Genomic DNA, 16,236 nt, shown 5'->3' on the forward strand with positions numbered 1-16,236 from the left:
CCGTGCGCCCGATTCGCTCGAACGGGTCGGATGCGGAGGCGGTTGGTCCGCCTCCGCTGCTCTCGCCTGCCTGTCAGTCGCGTTTCCGTTCCGGCGCGGGCTGCTGCCGCTCCCGCGGCTGCGGCTCGGTCCGGGGCTTGTGCGTGCTGCGTACGGCCTCGGCGCGCAGCAGCGCGCGCATGACCGCGTACGGGTCTTCGGGCATGGCTGTTCCTTACGTCGAGCTGATGGACGGCTGGGGTGGCCGGTCCGGTCAGCAGCGCAGGACCACGGACCGCAGGCAGCGCAGGGGGTGTGGCGGCCTTGGCGGCGTGGGTGGGGGGTGCCCGGAGGCGGCCGGGGGCTCGGCGTCCGGGAGGGGTGCGGGGCGCAGGGGTACGACGGGGCGGTGAGCGGCCCGGGCGGGGGGCCGCAGGGCGTTGTCGAGGAGGTCGTACTCGATGGCCGTACCGCCGCTCTCGCCGGAGACCGCCGCGACCGGCTCCGCGCGCGCGTCGGCGTGTGCGGACGGCACGAGCAGGGCGAGCAGCAGCACGAGCACCCGCAGCCGGGCGCGGCGGCGCCCTTGACGGACGGCGGCAGGGCGGATGCCGTCCGCCGCGCCGGGTGGGCGGTCCGCTCGGCCGGCGTGCGACGGTGGGCGGGAGCCGTTCACAGCGTGTGGGGGATCTGCCGGGCGCGGGCGCGGATGCACAGCGCCGTGAGGATCTCGAGGATGCCGACGGCGAGGAGCCAGCAGCCGGCGACCACGGTGAGGACGGAGACCGACTCGAACGGCGAGACGATGAGGACCGCTCCGGCGAGGACGGTGAGGACACCGAGGAGCACCTGCCAGCCGCGCGCGGGCACCGCCGGGTCGTGGACGGCGGCCAGGGTCTGGGTGATGCCCCGGATCAGCCAGCCGATGCCGATCCACAGGGCGAGCAGCAGGGTCGACTGCATGGGACCGCGGAAGCAGAACAGGCCCAGCAGGATCGACAGGGCGCCGCTGACGAACGCCAGGACGCGCAGCGAGGTCGTCCTGTGGGTGCCGAAGGCGGAGGCGAGCTGCAGGGCGCCGCTGAGGAGGAGATAGAGCCCGAAGAGCACGCCGGCCGCGCGCAGGGTCGCGTCCGGCCAGGCCAGCACCAGCACGCCGAGGATCAGGGAGGCGGCTCCGGCGAGCAGAACGGCCTGCCAGGCGGCGCGGGACAGCAGGTGCAGGGGGCCCTCGAAGGGCGGCTCGGGCTCATGACCGCCCGGGGGAGGCGCCGTCGGCGCGTGCCTGGTGTGCACGTGCCGGTCATCGAACTCCGGCCCCCAGGGGGAACCGCTCCGTGGCTCGGTCATGGTCCATGCTTGGAGCGCCCGCGGCTGTTCCGCCATCCGGGGTGGGCCGGTCGGCTGACGTCGGTCCGTCTGTGGTGTGCGGTGGGTGGGGGCGGCTGTGGTGGGTGTGTGTGGTGGGCGGTTGTTGTCGCTGCGTTGGTGTGGGGTGGGCCCCTCGGCCTCGGTGCCCGACTGGACGGTCGCCGGTTGTCGTTGCGTTGGCCGGGGGCGGGTCGCTTCGCGGACGTCGGTCTGGGGGATGCGGGGTGGGCCGGTCGGCCGATGTCGGTCTGGGGGGAGGTGGAGTGGGCCGGTCGGTGGGCCGTGGGCTCGTTGTGCCGTCCTTGCCGTCGCCCGTTCGGCGGGGGCCGGTCTTCCTGTCGTGCGGGCCGGCCCTGCCGCCGACTGCGAGGGCCTACTTCCGTGCCGCCTTGGCCGCCTTCGCCGCCGCCTTCATCTCCTGCTTGTGGGCCCGTACCTTGGCCAGCGACTCGGGCCCGGTGATGTCGGCGACGGAGCGGAAGGACTTCGGCTCGCCGTAGGAACCGGCGGCCTCGCGCCAGCCCGTGGGGGTCACGCCGAGCTGCTTGCCGAGCAGGGCGAGGAAGATCTGCGCCTTCTGCTTGCCGAAGCCGGGCAGCTCCTCCAGGCGCTTCAGCAGCTCCTTGCCGGTGCCGACGCCCCGCCAGACGGCCTCGGCGTCACCGTCGTAGTGCTCGACGAGGTACTGGCACAGCTGCTGGATGCGCTTGGCCATGGACCCGGGGTAGCGGTGCACGGCCGGCTTCTCCGACAGGAGTCTGCCGAACGCCTCGGGGTCGTAGGCGGCGATCTCGTGGGCGTCCAGGTCGTCCGCGCCGAGCCGCTGGGCGATCGACGACGGGCCCTTGAACGCCCACTCCATCGGGATCTGCTGGTCGAGCAGCATCCCGACCAGCGCGGCGAGCGGACTGCGGCCGAGGAGTGCGTCGGCCTCGGGGTCCTGGGCGAGGTGAAGAGTGACGTCCATGACCTCGATCATCCTCCTGCGTGCGCCCGGCCGCGTCCGGAGCGTGGCCCGCAGGGCTCACGCCCGCCAGTACCCCAGCGCGTTCACCCGCTGCTTCGGCACGCCCAGCTCCTTGCGGACGTATGAGCCCAGGGCCCGGGTCGTCACGGTGTCGCAGGCGATCCAGACGTACGGGTCGGGGGTGTCCTCCAGCAGGGCGGGCAGGTCCGCCCGCACCTGCTCGACCAGGTGCGCGCCGGAGCCGAGCCGCAGCACCCTGCGCACCTCGTGGCGGGCCGGGTCCGTGCGGAACGGCAGGCCGTCGTCGCCGCCCTCGAACCACACGGTCGCCGGGACCGCGGGGAAGGCGTCGAGGAGGGAGTTGAGCGCGGGCAGGGACGCCGGGTCGGCCACCGCGAAGACGTGGGAGGGCGCGGGCCGCGGGTGCTGGAAGCCGGTGCCCTGGACGGTCGCCTCGACGGTGTCCCCCGGCTTCGCCGCCCGGGCCCAGTCGCTGGCGCACCCGTCGTGCAGGGCGAACTCCAGGCTGAAGGTGCCGGCCGCCGGATCGGGGTCGACCAGCGTGTACGCCCGCTGGTGCGGCCGTCCCCCGTCGGCGAACCACAGCCGCACCCACATGGTGGGATGGACGCCGGTCGCCGCGAGCAGGCCGCCGTCGGTGAGGTGCAGGCGCCGGTAGTGCGGGGTGACGTCCTCGGTGCCCGTGACGGTGAACCGGAAGTCCTTCGCGCGCAGCAGCTTGAGGACCGCGCCCTCCCAACCCCGCCCCTGCCCCATCGCTTCTTCACCCTTCGCGTACGATTCCGCCACGACCCGGCCAGAATGCTTAGGCAAGGCTAACCTAAAGGAAAGTGGGGGCGCAGGGTGGTCACAGAGATCTACCGCGATGCCTGGGGCATCCCGCATCTGCGCGCGGGCGACGCGACCGGACTCGCCCGTGCCCAGGGCCTGGTCACCGCCCGCGACCGGGCCTGGCAGCTGGAGGTCGAGCGGCACCGCGCGCAGGGCACCTCGGCGTCCTTCCTCGGCCCGGACGCCCTGCCCTGGGACCGCTTCGCGAGACGCGCCCGCCTCGCCGACACCGCCCGCCGCTGCTTCGCGGAGCTGGAGAGAGGGGATCCGGAGACGGCCACCTGGGTGCGGGCGTACGTCGACGGGGTCAACGAGGGGCTGACCGGCAGCACCGCTCCCGAGTTCGCGGCGACGGGCCTCACGCCCGGCCGCTGGGAGCCGTGGACCCCGCTCGGCGTCTGGCTCGCCACCCACATCCTCTTCGCGGGCTTCCCGGCCAAGCTCTGGCGCGAGCAGATCGTCCGGCACCTCGGTGCGGAGGCCGTCGCCCTGTTCGCCACCGACGGGCCCGGCACCTCCGGCAGCAACGGCTGGCTGGTGAGCGGGGAACGGACGGTGACCGGGCAGGCGGTCATCGCGGGCGACCCCCACCGCTGGATCGAGGACCCGGGCGTCTACCAGCAGATCCACCTGTCCTGCCCCGAGTTCGACGTCGTCGGCCTCGCCGTACCGGGCGTCCCCGGCATCGCCCACTTCGCCCACACCGGCACGGTCGCCTGGGCCATCACCAACGCCATGGCCGACTACCAGGACCTCTACCGGGAGCAGCTGCGGCGCACCGGCGCAGGCGTCGAGGCACTCGGACCGGACGGCGCCTGGCACCGGGCCGCCCGGCACACGGAGCTCGTGGAGGTGGCGGGCGAGGAGCCGGACGAGGTCGAGGTGATCGAGACCGACCGGGGGCCGGTGGTCATCGGCGGCCCCGAAGGGCTCTACGACGGCACCCCGGCCGCGCTGAGCCTGCGCTACCCGCCCCGCGTCACCGGCGACCTCGGTTTCAGTGCTCTGCTGCCCCTGCTGCGGGCCCGCCGGGTCGCCGACGTGGACGCCGCCTTCGACCGGTGGGCCGAGCCGGTCAACGTCGTCCAGGCCGCCGACACCGAGGGCGGGCTGCTGCACCGGGTCGCGGGCCGGGTGCCGGTGCGCTCCGACGCGGCCCGCACCCGGGTCGTGCCCGCCTGGGAGCCCGGCCACGAGTGGGACGGCTGGCACGCCATGCCCCGCGCGGGCCTCACCGACGGCATCGCGGTGATGGCCAACCAGCGCGGCCCCGCCTCCCCCCTCGGCGTCGAGTTCGCCCCGCCCCACCGCGCCGGCCGCATCGCCGCCCTGCTGGCCGAGCGGGACCGCTGGTCGGCCGCCGACATGCCGGCCATCCACAGGGACACCCACCTGGCCTCCGCCGGCCCCCTGCTGGACCACCTGGCCTCCCTGGAGGGGCTGTCCGCCGAGGCCGCCGCCCTCCGCGACCGCCTCCTGCGCTGGGACCGCCGCATGGACGCCGACAGCGCCGACGCGGCGGCCTACGCGGCGGTGCGAAGCGCGGTCGTACGGCACCTGGCGGCGCACCCGGCGTTCGCCGCGCCGGCCGTGCCGCCCGCGTACCCGGAGGTCTTCCAGCCCTGGCTCGCCCTGCTCCCGCGCATCGGCTTCGCCCTGGAACACCTGCTGCGCGCCGAGGAGCTGTACGGCATCGACCGTGCCGAGGCCGTGCGCGCGGCCGTCGAGGAGGTGGCCGCCGCCGACCTGCCCGCGACCTGGGGCGACACACACCGGCTCACTCCCTGGCGAGCCCTCACGAACGCCTCGTACGACGAACCCCGCCTGTCCGGCGACCACGACTGCGTGCTGTGCACCTCGGCCGTGCCCGGCCTCACCGACCGGGCCGCGCGTGGCCCGGCCGCCCGGTACGTGTGGGACCTGGCCCGCCGGGAGGACAGCCTCTGGGTGGTCCCCCTGGGCGCGTCCGGCGTCCCCGGCTCGCCCCACCACCGTGATCAGCTCCCCCTGTGGCTCGGGGGAGACCTCGTCCCGGTCGTCACCGACTGGAACCAGCTGGAGAAGGAGACCGATGTCTGACCCGTACGCCTCCCGCGCGTCCGTCCACGAGCAGGTGGTCGCCGGCTTCGGCACCGTCCGCGTGCTGCCCCTCGACGCCGAGGCCGACGCCGGGGTGATCCACCGCTGGGTGAGCGAGGAACGGGCCGCCTTCTGGGGCATGAACGGCCTGACGCGGGACCAGGTCGCCGAGATCTACGCCCATATGGACACGCTCGACACGCACCACGCCTACCTGATCGTCAAGGACGGCGAACCGGCCGCGCTGCTGCAGACGTACGAGCCGGAGGCCGACCGGGTCGGCGAGTGCTACGCCGTCGAGCCCGGCGACATCGGCGTCCACCTGCTGCTCGCGCCCGCCGGACCGGACGGCGCGCGGACCGGCTGGACGTCCCGGCTGCTGGGCACCGTCTCGTCGTACGTCCTGCTGGGCCTGGACCGGCAGCGGGTGGTCGTCGACCCGGATGTGCGCAACGAGAAGGCGATCGCCCGTTTCCTCCGGCAGGGCTTCACGGCGGGACCGGCCGTCGTCCTGCCGGAGATCGATCTGCCGGACGTGTACCTGCCGGAGAAGAACGCGCAGCTCGCCTTCCTCACCCGGGAGGTAGCCTTCCCGGGGTGACCCCTGAGGATCTCATCGCCCACTACGGGATGGAGCCGATCCCCCGCGAGGGCGGCCTGTTCCGGCAGACCTGGGCCGGGCCCCAGCGCCCCGACGGACGGCCGGAGGGCACCGCCATCGTCGCCCTGCTCACGGCCGGCGACTTCTCGGCCCTGCACCGCCTGCCCACCGACGAGGTGTGGCACTTCTACCTCGGTGACCCGCTGGAGCTGCTGCTCCTCGCCCCCGACGGGACGTCCCGTACGGCCGTGCTGGGAACGGACGTCCTGGGCGGCCGGCACCCGCAGTTCACCGTCCCGGCCGGCACCTGGATGGGCGGGCGTGTGGTCGAGGGCGGCGCCTGGACGTTCTTCGGCTGCACGATGGCGCCCGGTTTCACGTTCGAGGGCTACGAGCACGGGGACCCCGGTGAGCTGACGGCGCGTTACCCGCACGAGGCGGCGCGGATCGCGTCCCTGTGCCGTCCGTGACACGTGTCGGTGAGCGCGCGGCGCCCCGCGTCCGTACTGCTCTGCGAGGCGGCGATACCGACGACGGAGACAGTGACGTGAGGTGTGACGGTGCGCGCAGCGGAGTCCGAGGACGTCGGGGAGTTCAGGGGCTGGTGCTGCTGGGCGCCGTGCTGGTCCTGCTCCTCCTCGGCGGGGCGGGACCGGCCTCGGCCCACGCCGCCCTCCGCTCCACCGACCCCGAGGACGGAAGCGTCCTCAAGCGGGCCCCCGGCCGTATCACCCTGAGCTTCACCGAGTCCGTCGGCCTGCTCGACGACTCCTTCCGCGTCCTCGACCCCGGCGGCCACCGGCTGCGCACGGGCGAGGCGCGGCACGTCGGGGGCCGCTCGGACACGGCCGGGATCAGCCTGCCGGGGAAGCTGGACGAGGGCACGTACACCGTGGCCTGGCGGGTGGTGTCGGCCGACAGCCACCCGGTCACCGGCGCGTTCACCTTCTCCGTCGGCAAGGCCTCGGCGACGACGGCGGCGGTGGACACCGGGCCCGACGAGGACCCGCTGACCGGCAGCCTCCACACGATCGCCCGCTGGCTCGCCTACCTCGCCGCCGCCCTGCTCATCGGCACCGCCGCGTTCGTGGCGCTGTGCCGCCCGCCGGACCCGTCCCCGCTGCGGACGTTGCTGGTGACGGGCTGGTGCACGCTGCTGGGTGCCACCCTCGCCCTGCTGGTGCTGCGCGCCCCGTACGAGGCGGGCACGGGCCCGGCGACCGCCTTCGACGCCTCCGCCCTCGGCCGCACGCTGACCAGCCGCCCGGGCCTGGCCCTGCTGGCCAGGCTGGCGCTGCTCCTGCTGGCGGCCGGTTTCCTCGTACGGCAGTCGCGCCGCCGTGACCGTACGGCCCTCGCCAACGGCGTGGGCGGCGCCCTGGCCGTCGGCCTGGCACTGACCTGGGCGGCGGCCGAGCACGCCTCCGCCGGGATCCAGGTGCCGGTGGCGATGACGTCGTCCGTCCTGCACCTGCTGGCGACGGCGGTCTGGCTCGGCGGCCTCGCGGCCCTCCTCACGACCCTGTACCGCTCGGCCGACGACGGTCTGACGGCGGTGGTGTCCCGCTTCTCCCGGATCGCCTTCGTCTCGGTGACCGTCCTGGCCGTCACCGGCCTCTACCAGTCCTGGCGCGGCCTCGGCTCCTGGTCCGCGTTCGCCGACAGCACGTACGGCAGGCTGCTGGCCGCCAAACTGGCCGCGGTGACCGTGCTGTTGCTGGCCGCCGGGTACTCGCGACGGTGGACGGCGCGGCCGGCGGCGCGGGGGGACGAGGAGGCGGACGGACGGCAGCGGGTCCCGGATCCGGCGGCGGCGCGGGCGGGTGCGGGGACGGCCGGATCCGGGCAGATACCGGAGGCGGACGTGAAGAAGGCCGTACCAGCACGGGTCCCCGAGCCGGTGGCGGCCGGGGCGGACGCGAAGACCGTCGTACGGGAACGGGTTCCGGAGTCCGTGGAGGGGCGGTCGGCCGTACGGGAACGGGAAGGGGACCTGGAGCCGGTGGGCGGACCGCCCTCCCCGCCGGAGCCGTCACCGGCCGGCGGGCGCGGCGAGCCCGGCGGTCTCTCGGACAGTCACCGGCGTGGCCTGCGCCGCTCCGTCCTGGTCGAAGTCGTCGTCTCCGCGGTCGTGCTGCTGCTGACGACCGTGCTCACCAGCACCCTGCCGGCGCGCGCCGAGGCCGAGGCGGCGCGGGAGGCACCGGCGGCCGGGCTGCCGCCCACGTCCCTCACCGAGATCCCCTTCGACACCGGCACGCCCGGCGGCAGGGGAAAGCTGCAGATCACCCTCGACCCCGGACGCACCGGTGACAACGGCGTGCAGGTCCTGGTCTACGACGCCGCCGGCGGGGTGACCGCCATCCCCGAACTCCGTCTCTCCTTCACCCTCCCGTCCAAGGACATCGGCCCGATCGACGCGGAGCTCACCGACCGGGGCGGCTACTGGGCCAGCAACACCGTCACCCTGCCCATCGCCGGTACGTGGACGATGAAGGCGACGATCAGGGTCTCGGAGCTGGACCAGGTGACGGAGACGAGGCCGGTGCGGATCCTCGGCTAACCGGCCGTCTGCCGGGCCCGGCCGAGCAGGCGTGCCATGGTCCCGGCGGCGCGTACGGCGGCGTCGGCGCAGCAGTTGTTGAACAGGACGTGGAGCTGCTCGACCTGGTCGGACAGGGCCCGCAACCGGGGCAGCCACTCGGCGAGTTCGGCCTCGCCGTACTCGTACCGGAACCGGTCCTCCTTGCTCCCGGTCCCCCAGGCGGCACTGCGGCCGTGGAACCGTACGACGGACAGCCGGGGCGAGCTGACAGGGGTGACCGGAGGGATGGACGAGGGGAGCGTCTGCGTCATGTCGACGGCGACGGCGGCCATGCCGTGGCGGGCGAGCAGCGCGCGCGTCGCCTCCGCGCGCTCCTCGTGCCACCAGCCGGGATGCCGGAACTCCACGGCGAGGGGCCACCCGGCGGTGCGTGCGGCGCACTCCTCCAGGAACGCCTCCGCCCGCGCGCCGGGCCGGAACCACGGGGGGAACTGGAACAGCACGCTCCCGAGCCGCCCGGCCTGCCGCAGCGGCTCGATCCCCGCCGCGAACCGCGCCCACACCTCGTCGAGCACCCGCGGATCCCGGTGGTCGGCGGGCAGCCCGCGCGGCATCACCGCCTCCCGCGTCGGGTGCCCGGTGAGCAGCGAGAAGGCCTTCACGTCGAACACGAACCCGTCCGGCGTCCGCTCCGCCCACAGCCGGCTGTTCCGTTCGCCGGGCAGCGCGTAGTAGGAGGCGTCGACCTCGACGACCCCGAACCGCTCGGCGTAGTGCCGTAACCGCCCCTCCGCGTCCCGCCGCCCCACCGGATACCAGCCGCTGCCGACCAGCGCGCGGTCGGTCCAGGAACACGTGCCGACCAGGATGTCACCCATGGCGTGCGGTTACCCCGGTGGCGGGCAGGCAGACTGACGGTCGGTCAGCGCCAGGTGCCCACATCGGTTGAAGGGCACCAAGGACACGTCGCACTGCGCGGCCTGGGTCAGGATCTAGAGACCTGAGGGACTGCGGGCCGCAAATCCCATGAGCCCATGAGCCCGTGAGCCCGTGAGCCCGTGAGCCCGTGAACGAGCGTGGGGCCCGGCCGTCTCCCGCCGGGCCCCCTGTCAGCCACCGTCGCTGAGCGGATGGCTGAACCCCTGGTCGGAGATGAGCGCGGCCGCCTCCGCGAGGTCGGTGGCGAACCGCTCCACGGCCTCGTACGGGAAGCGCTGGCTGGGCCCGCTCAGGGACAGCGAGGCGACGACCGCGCCCGAGAGGCCGGTGACCGGCACGGCCACCGCGGTCAGCCCGTCGTCCCACTCGCTGCTGCTGACCGCGTAGCCACGCTGCGCCGCCTCCTCGGCCCAGGCACGCAACCGGTCCGCGTACGCCTCGCCGTGCGGGGAGGAGAGAGCGACGCGGCGCAGCCGGGCGTCCGAGGCGTCGCGCAGCAGGACCTTGGAGGATGCGCCGGCCCACAGGGGCTGTTCGTCGCCGACGTCGACGACATGGCGCAGCGGGTGCGGGCTCTCCTCGTGCGCGACGCAGACCCGGTGGACGTCACGGGCGATGAAGAGGTTGACGGTCTCGCCCAGCCGGTCGGCGAGGTCGCGCATGACCTTGCGGGTCTCGCGCGGCACCTCCCACTGACTGCGTGCCAGATAGGCCCACCGCCACAGACCGGGACCGGCGGTGTAGCCGGCCGGGTGCGACCACAGCAGGCCGCTCTCCTCCAGGGTCTGGACCAGGCGCAGTGCCGTCGTCTTCGCCAGTCCGGTGGCCTCGGTGATCTCGCGCAGGGTGATGACGGGACGGTCCTCGCTCAGCAGGCCGAGGATGTCCAGCGCACGCCGCACGCTGCGCACGCCCGTGCCCTGCTGTTCCCGGCCCGCCTCGGCCTCGCTGCCCCTGCCGTCCACGCGAACCCCTCCCCGTGCTGATGACCGCCGTACGTACCCATCACCCGTGACCGTAGTCCGCTCTGCGGACCAGGGGAACCGAAACTCCGAAGAAATCTCGCCGCAACCCTTGATGGCGGAAAAGCCAGGCCCTATGTTTCCGCTACTTGGTTCGAACGGTCCATTGAGTGGACCACATGTGAGGGGCGCCGCCCGCACCGCTGTGGCGACGGCCCGGTTGGCCGGTGACGACGGCCCGCTCCCCACCGGGAGCACCCGTCCTCGCCCGAGCATCTGTCCCCACCACAGCCGTCCGTGTCCCGACCCTGCCTCCCGCGCACCGCCCGCGCGGCACGGCCGGGCCACTTCAGCCGCAGCACCCGATGGAGTGTGTGAGATGAGCAGTACGCAGCGCCCGGCCCCGGCCGGTGGTGCCGGAACACCCGGCGTGGCGAGAAGAGCGGCGATCGCGAGCTTCATGGGAGCCGTGGTCGACTGGTACGACTTCTTCCTCTACGGCATCGTCGCCGGGCTTCTCTTCGGCGACCTCTTCTTCCCGGACGCCTCGCCGGCCGTGGGCACCCTGGCCGCCTGGGCCACCTTCGGGGTCGGCTTCCTCTTCCGCCCGCTCGGCGGCATCGTCTTCGGCCACTTCGGCGACCGGCTGGGCCGCAAGCGGATGCTCGTCCTCACCATGCTGATCATGGGCGCGGCGAGCACCCTGATAGGCGTCCTGCCCACCTACGCGCAGGCCGGCCTCTGGGCACCCGTGCTGCTGGTGGTCCTGCGCGCCGCGCAGGGCTTCGCGGTCGGCGGCGAGTGGGGCGGCGCCGCGCTGATGGCGGTGGAGAACGCCCCCGCCAAGTGGCGCTCCCTCTACAGCAGCGGCGTACAGATCGGCGCCTCGGTCGGCCTGCTGCTCGCCACCCTGATCACCAAGGTGATGTCGGGGACGACCTCCGACGCGGCCTTCCGGTCCTGGGGCTGGCGGGTTCCGTTCCTGGTCAGCGCGGCCCTGGTGATCGTCGGCCTGATCATCCGGGCGAGGGTCGAGGAGTCCGAGGTCTTCACCGAGAAGGTCGCCGCGATGAGCGAGAACGACCGCCCGCGCCTGCCGCTGATCGCCGCGGTCCGCTCCAACCCCAAGGGTTTCTTCGCCATCATCGGACTGCGCCTGGTGGAGCTGTTCACCTTCTACGGCGTCACGACCTTCGGCCTCGCCTACGGCACCGACGAACTCGGCCTGAACAGGGACAGCCTGCTCAACGTCAACCTGGCCGTCGGCGGGCTCGCCATCCTCACCATCCCGGCCTTCGCCTACCTCGCCGACCGCTTCGGCCGCCGCCGGGTCTACTGCTGGGGCTCCCTGGTCGGTGTCGTGAGCGCGGTGCCGTACTTCTGGGCGATGGAGTCCGGCTCGCTGCTCGCCATCGTCGGCTGCGCCGTCCTGCTGGTGAACATCGCGCACGACATGGCGGTCTCCGTCCAGCAGTCGCTGTTCACCGACATGTTCGGCCCCGAGTACCGCTACAGCGGCGCCGGCGTCGGCTACCAGCTCGCGAGCGCCGTCGGCGGCGGCTTCACCCCGTTCATCGCCGGTTCCCTCGTGCTCTGGGCGGGCGGCGGCTGGAGCCTGGTCGCGGCCTACCTCGCCGTCGGCTGCGCGATCTCCTTCCTCGTCGCGCTGCGCCTGCGGGGCGACGACGAGGCCGGGGCCCGGGAGACCGCCCGCCGCCCGGCGGCCGAAGGCGCAACGGCCTGACCGCACAGCAGGATCGTCAATCCATCCAGTGGACCGCAGGGGGTTCTGGTGAAAGCAGCTGTCCTCATGTCGCCGGGCCGGATCGAGCTCGTCGACGACTGGCCGGAACCCGTCTGCGGCCCCCACGACGTCATCGTGGAGGTGGGCGGCGTGGGCCTGTGCGGCAGCGACCTCGCCGTCTTCCACGGCAACCGCCGGCCGCCCGCGACCCCTTGGGTCATGGGCCACGAGGGCTTCGGGCGGATCGCCGCCGTCGGCAGCGACGTACGGGACCGCCAGGTGGGCCAGACCGTGGTCATCGAACCCAACTACGCCTGCCTGAAGTGCGCGGACTGCCGCACCGGCCTGACCTCCGCCTGCCCGTACCGAGCCATCGTCGGCCTGAACTCCCCGGGCGTCCTGGCCGAACGCGTGGCCCTCCCCGCCCCCTTCGCCCACCCGGTCCCCGACGGCCTGACCGCCGCCGACCTCGCCGCCACCGAGCCCTACACCGTGGCCCGGGCCGCCGTACGGCGCAGCGGCGTCACACCGGCCGACCGCTGCCTGGTCGTCGGGGCCGGCGCCCAGGGCCTCCTGCTCTGCCTCATCCTGTCCCGCCTCGGCATCGAACCCGTCGTCACCGAACCCCACCCGCTCCGCCTCGCCCGCGCCGAACGCCTGGGCGCGGTGCGTGACGACCGCCGCACGGGATTCACGTACGTCTTCGAAACCTCCGGCCACGCCGCCGCCCTGCGCCCGGCCGCCGACCGCGCCGCCCCCGGCGCCACCCTCGTGCTGATCGGCCTCAACCCCGACCGGCTTCCCCTCACCACCGACGACGTGGTGAGGCGTCAGCTGGTGCTCCGCGGCTCGATGATCTACGACCACCCCACGGACTTCACCACCGCGATCGCCGAACTCCCCGAGGCCCGCCCGAGTGCGGTCATCGAGACCGCCCTCCCTCTGCACCGGGCCCAACAGGCCTTCACGGAGGCCGGCGACCGGGCCGGAAAGACCTGGATCAGCATCGGCGACGTTCCTCCGTAGGGAGCCTCGCGGTACACCTGTCCGGCGAACTCAAGCCTCCAGATGGCTCATTCGTTCGAGTTGAGCCCCTCGAACGAGTTATGCGCAGTCGATTCTGCGATGCGTGATCAAGCACCTCAGACGCGCCGCCCTCACGGCCGCACTCCTCGTCGTGCCCCTCGCGGCACCCGCCCCGGCCCACGCGCAGGATCGTTCCGCCAAGGCGTACACCCTCCCGATGGCGGACGCGGTCCGTCTTCTCCCGCCGGCCGCGGAGGCCCGCGACGGTTACCAACGCACCAGCTTCAAGCACTGGAACGCCGGCAAGAAGCCCACCGACGGCTGCAACACCCGGGCAGAGCTGCTCATCTCCGAGGCGATCGACCCGCCCACGGTCCTGCCCGGCTGCAAGCTCTCGGGAGGGCGCTGGTGGTCGTACTACGACTCCCGATGGATCACCTCGGCCTCCGCCCTGGACGTCGACCACATGGTGCCGCTCGCCGAGGCGTGGGACTCGGGGGCCTCGCAGTGGACGGCACAGCGGCGTGAGGCGTACGCCAACGACCTCGACGCGCAGACGTCCCTCGTCGCCGTCTCCGCGGCCTCGAACCGGAGCAAGGCCGACCAGGACCCCGCCGAGTGGCTGCCGCCGGCCGTCGACGTCATGTGCCGGTACACCTCGGAGTGGATCGCGACCAAGCTCCGCTGGAGGCTCACTGGCGACGCCGTCGAACTCGAAACACTCACCCAGCTCGCGGAAGCCTGCCCCGGCACCACCGTGACCTACGAACCCGCCCCGTAGCCCCGCCCGCCCCCGTGAACCGTGACTCCGCCCCAGCGCTTGCCGAACAGGCCGGGGGCGGGGCCACCGAGGCCGATAGCTGCCACACGCCTCCCAATCGAGGCGCCTTTCGATAGCATTATCGAACTTTAACCAACATCTAACAAATCGGCTAAACGGTTGATATCTATAGCATCGCGGACGTTTTCACGAATAAGACGAAGAATTACGTTCTCCACGTGGCGTCAACCACGGGCGATACTGTGGGCCGCGGCGGGCGTGACGACCCTCGCATTCCTCATCATGCTGGAGATCGCCGCGCGTCGTTATGGCCTGCCGGGGCCCCTCACCAATCAGGTGCGGGAGGTGATATTTCCTCCCAAATCGGGTTTTCTGTTGTACGCCAGTCTGATGCTGATGATGGTGGTGCTCACCCGGCGGCAACGGTTCATCGCGGTGGGTACCGCGATCGGCATCGACATCGCCTTCTTGCTGGTGCGCTGGGTCGCCGGCGTCAGGTGGATGACCGACGGCCACCCCTTCGGCAACGGCGCGCTGTGGGTGATCCTGGGCTGTGCGGTCATCGCCGTCACCCGCCGGACCGGCCGGGAACGCGTCCTGCTGCTGAAGGGTGTAGGGCTGGCCCTCCTGCTGGTGGCCGGCCGCAAGACCGGCGATACCTGGCTGCTCATCACGTCGAAGACCCGCCCGATGGTGCTCGACCAGTACGTGGCCACCGCCGATCACGCGCTGGGCAACCCGTCGTGGCTGGTGGGCCGGATCGTCGGCGCCACCGGCCCGGTCGGCGCCCATCTTCTCGACTACGTCTACGGTCAGCTCGCGGTGGCCGCGGTCGTCGTCGCGCTGTACCAGCTGCGCAACGTGGCGGTCGAGCGCGCCTTCCCGAGGCATCACCTGGTGCGCACGTTCCTGGTGATCGGCCTCCTCGGCCCGGCCATCTACATGATCTTCCCGGTGGTCGGACCGATCTTCGCCTACGGCGCCGACGGCGGGCACTGGGCCATGGCCGACCTGTGGCCGAACACGCCGCCGCCGGTCGGTACCCCGCATCTGATGCCCTTCGACGAAATCACCCCGCGCAACTGCATGCCCAGCCTGCACACCGCGTGGGCCACCGCGATATTCCTCCACTCCCGCAGGGGCCCACGGATCCTGCGCGTCGCGGGCACGTTCTGGCTGATCGCCACGCTCGGCGCAACGCTGGGCTTCGGCTACCACTACGGCGTGGATCTCGTCGCCGGCGTGGTGTTCACGCTCACCATCGAGGCGGCTCTGCGCTCCCTCGAACGTGGCTGGGACCGGTCCGGAACGCAGCTGGTCGCTCACGGCGCCACGGTCTTCGTCGCGCTCCTGGTGTCGTACCGCTATCTGCCGACGGAGATGGCCGCTCACCCCTGGGTGTTCGGCCCGCTTCTCATCCTGGCGATGACCTCAGTGGTCCACGTCTACGTACGGACCACCAGACTGTGGGACCCGAAGCCCGCACTCACGCCGCAACCGGAACCACAGCCCGGACTGGTGTGAGCCAGTTGCGAGCGAATACGGACGAACGCCGCAGGGTCGGACCGCTGCCGTGGTCCGACCCCGGCCGGCAGTGTCCCCCCAGACCGACGAGACAGAGCCGGCCCCGAACCTGACGCGGTTGCTCAGCGACCGCCGGCCGCCTGGTAAACCGATCGGTATTCTTTTCGCCGGAGCCGGGTTAGCCTCGCCGTATGACCATCGAGGCGAAACCGAGCTCCAGAGAGCGACTGCTGGAGGCGGCTGCCACGCTTGCCTACCGAGAAGGCGTCGGCATCGGCGTCGAGGCGCTGTGCAAGGCGGCGGGGGTGTCGAAGCGCTCCATGTACCAGCTGTTCGAGAGCAAGGACGAACTGCTGGCGGCGAGCCTGGAGCAACAGGCTTCCGCCTTCGTGGCGAAGCTCCTGCCCGCGGCGGACGATGGCCGGTCCCCCCGCGAGCGGATCCTGCACGTGTTCGAGCAGGTGGAGGTGCAGGCGGGTGGCCCCGAGTTCCAGGGCTGTCCCTACCTGGCTGCGCAGATCGAACTCAAGGACCAGAGCCACCCCGCGAGCCGGGTGGCCCACCGGGTCAAGGGAAACCTGACGGCCTTCTTCCGTGCCGAGGCCGAACAGGGCGGGGCGAGCGATCCCGACCTGCTGGCCCGGCAGCTCAGCCTGGTCTTCGACGGCGGCAGCGCCCGGGCGGGGATCGGAGCCGACACCCTCACAGGGCTCATCGCGCCCACGGTGACCACCCTGCTCGACGCGGCCGGCGTGCGCTGACGCCTGCGCGCGAAGGACGCCCGGCGTCTTCGTCACCGGCTTCCGGTGTCCGTCGGCTCAACTGCGCACGCTGTACGGCAAGTTGTCAGGGCTCACGGCATGATG

Annotated in this window: 16 protein-coding genes; 9 read left to right on the forward strand and 7 right to left on the reverse strand. The window is 72.7% G+C overall.

The features are described from left to right. Positions 1 to 73: 73 nt before the first annotated feature. From NW895_RS31220 to NW895_RS31240, 5 genes are all read right to left on the reverse strand, one after another. Positions 74 to 205: a hypothetical protein gene (locus tag NW895_RS31220; RefSeq protein WP_289939817.1), complete on the reverse strand. Its 132-nt coding sequence runs from the start codon at positions 203 to 205 to the stop codon at positions 74 to 76. Positions 206 to 253: 48 nt separating this feature from the next. Next, positions 254 to 655: a hypothetical protein gene (locus tag NW895_RS31225; RefSeq protein WP_289939819.1), complete on the reverse strand. Its 402-nt coding sequence runs from the start codon at positions 653 to 655 to the stop codon at positions 254 to 256. After that, the gene (locus NW895_RS31230; RefSeq protein ID WP_289939821.1) at positions 652 to 1,329 is read right to left on the reverse strand and encodes an HdeD family acid-resistance protein; all 678 of its coding nucleotides are present in this window, start codon (positions 1,327 to 1,329) and stop codon (positions 652 to 654) included. Before NW895_RS31230 ends, NW895_RS31225 begins: the two co-directional genes overlap by 4 nt. 394 nt (positions 1,330 to 1,723) lie before the next feature. Further along, a complete protein-coding gene (locus NW895_RS31235; RefSeq protein ID WP_289939822.1) occupies positions 1,724 to 2,317 on the reverse strand; it encodes an HhH-GPD-type base excision DNA repair protein in 594 nt (197 codons plus the stop codon). 57 nt (positions 2,318 to 2,374) lie between these two features. Next, entirely contained in the window at positions 2,375 to 3,094 is a 720-nt protein-coding gene (locus tag NW895_RS31240) for a siderophore-interacting protein (RefSeq protein WP_289939824.1), read from the reverse strand. An 87-nt stretch (positions 3,095 to 3,181) separates the two neighbouring features. Here NW895_RS31240 and NW895_RS31245 point away from each other — a divergent pair, with 87 nt between their 5' ends. The 4 genes from NW895_RS31245 (at position 3,182) to NW895_RS31260 (ending at position 8,412) form a co-directional block, all read left to right on the forward strand. Next, entirely contained in the window at positions 3,182 to 5,248 is a 2,067-nt protein-coding gene (locus NW895_RS31245; protein ID WP_289939827.1) for a penicillin acylase family protein, read from the forward strand. Continuing rightward, the gene (locus NW895_RS31250; protein ID WP_289939829.1) at positions 5,241 to 5,849 is read left to right on the forward strand and encodes a GNAT family N-acetyltransferase; all 609 of its coding nucleotides are present in this window, start codon (positions 5,241 to 5,243) and stop codon (positions 5,847 to 5,849) included. The genes NW895_RS31245 and NW895_RS31250 overlap by 8 nt, the downstream gene beginning before the upstream one ends. Next, positions 5,846 to 6,319 (forward strand): cupin domain-containing protein, encoded by a 474-nt coding sequence (locus NW895_RS31255; protein WP_289939830.1) that lies wholly within the window; start codon positions 5,846 to 5,848, stop codon positions 6,317 to 6,319. The genes NW895_RS31250 and NW895_RS31255 overlap by 4 nt, the downstream gene beginning before the upstream one ends. 134 nt (positions 6,320 to 6,453) lie before the next feature. Further along, positions 6,454 to 8,412 (forward strand): copper resistance protein CopC, encoded by a 1,959-nt coding sequence (locus NW895_RS31260; RefSeq protein ID WP_289939832.1) that lies wholly within the window; start codon positions 6,454 to 6,456, stop codon positions 8,410 to 8,412. On the opposite strand, the gene NW895_RS31265 is transcribed toward NW895_RS31260, so the two are convergent. Further along, a complete protein-coding gene (locus tag NW895_RS31265) occupies positions 8,409 to 9,272 on the reverse strand; it encodes a DUF72 domain-containing protein (protein WP_289939834.1) in 864 nt (287 codons plus the stop codon). The genes NW895_RS31260 and NW895_RS31265 overlap by 4 nt on opposite strands. 231 nt (positions 9,273 to 9,503) lie before the next feature. Then, on the reverse strand, positions 9,504 to 10,298 hold the full coding sequence (locus NW895_RS31270) for an IclR family transcriptional regulator (protein ID WP_289939835.1): 795 nt from the start codon (positions 10,296 to 10,298) through the stop codon (positions 9,504 to 9,506). A gap of 376 nt (positions 10,299 to 10,674) precedes the next feature. On the opposite strand from NW895_RS31270, the gene shiA reads away from it, so the two are divergent. From shiA to NW895_RS31295, 5 genes are all read left to right on the forward strand, one after another. Then, positions 10,675 to 12,039 (forward strand): shikimate transporter, encoded by a 1,365-nt coding sequence (shiA, locus tag NW895_RS31275; RefSeq protein ID WP_289939837.1) that lies wholly within the window; start codon positions 10,675 to 10,677, stop codon positions 12,037 to 12,039. A gap of 48 nt (positions 12,040 to 12,087) precedes the next feature. After that, positions 12,088 to 13,065: an alcohol dehydrogenase catalytic domain-containing protein gene (locus NW895_RS31280; protein WP_289939838.1), complete on the forward strand. Its 978-nt coding sequence runs from the start codon at positions 12,088 to 12,090 to the stop codon at positions 13,063 to 13,065. A gap of 103 nt (positions 13,066 to 13,168) precedes the next feature. Beyond that, a complete protein-coding gene (locus NW895_RS31285; protein ID WP_289939840.1) occupies positions 13,169 to 13,846 on the forward strand; it encodes an HNH endonuclease family protein in 678 nt (225 codons plus the stop codon). 237 nt (positions 13,847 to 14,083) lie between these two features. Further along, complete coding sequence (locus tag NW895_RS31290; RefSeq protein ID WP_289939925.1) at positions 14,084 to 15,370, forward strand: phosphatase PAP2 family protein; 1,287 nt, start codon at positions 14,084 to 14,086, stop codon at positions 15,368 to 15,370. A 191-nt stretch (positions 15,371 to 15,561) separates the two neighbouring features. Beyond that, positions 15,562 to 16,131 carry a TetR/AcrR family transcriptional regulator gene (locus tag NW895_RS31295; RefSeq protein WP_289939842.1) on the forward strand — a complete coding sequence of 190 codons (570 nt, stop codon included), beginning with the start codon at positions 15,562 to 15,564 and terminating at the stop codon, positions 16,129 to 16,131. Positions 16,132 to 16,236 lie beyond the last annotated feature (105 nt).

This window comes from Streptomyces sp. S.PNR 29, from assembly GCF_030386795.1.
Lineage (GTDB): Bacteria > Actinomycetota > Actinomycetes > Streptomycetales > Streptomycetaceae > Streptomyces.

Excerpts from the sequence above, each read along its gene's own strand:
- shiA (WP_289939837.1), top strand. The coding sequence starts at position 10,675 with ATGAGCAGTACGCAGCGCCCGGCCCCGGCCGGTGGTGCCGGAACACCC.
- NW895_RS31235 (WP_289939822.1), bottom strand. The coding sequence starts at position 2,317 with ATGGACGTCACTCTTCACCTCGCCCAGGACCCCGAGGCCGACGCACTC.
- NW895_RS31265 (WP_289939834.1), bottom strand. The coding sequence starts at position 9,272 with ATGGGTGACATCCTGGTCGGCACGTGTTCCTGGACCGACCGCGCGCTG.
- NW895_RS31230 (WP_289939821.1), bottom strand. The coding sequence starts at position 1,329 with ATGACCGAGCCACGGAGCGGTTCCCCCTGGGGGCCGGAGTTCGATGAC.
- NW895_RS31240 (WP_289939824.1), bottom strand. The coding sequence starts at position 3,094 with ATGGGGCAGGGGCGGGGTTGGGAGGGCGCGGTCCTCAAGCTGCTGCGC.
- NW895_RS31220 (WP_289939817.1), bottom strand. The coding sequence starts at position 205 with ATGCCCGAAGACCCGTACGCGGTCATGCGCGCGCTGCTGCGCGCCGAG.
- NW895_RS31250 (WP_289939829.1), top strand. The coding sequence starts at position 5,241 with ATGTCTGACCCGTACGCCTCCCGCGCGTCCGTCCACGAGCAGGTGGTC.
- NW895_RS31295 (WP_289939842.1), top strand. The coding sequence starts at position 15,562 with ATGACCATCGAGGCGAAACCGAGCTCCAGAGAGCGACTGCTGGAGGCG.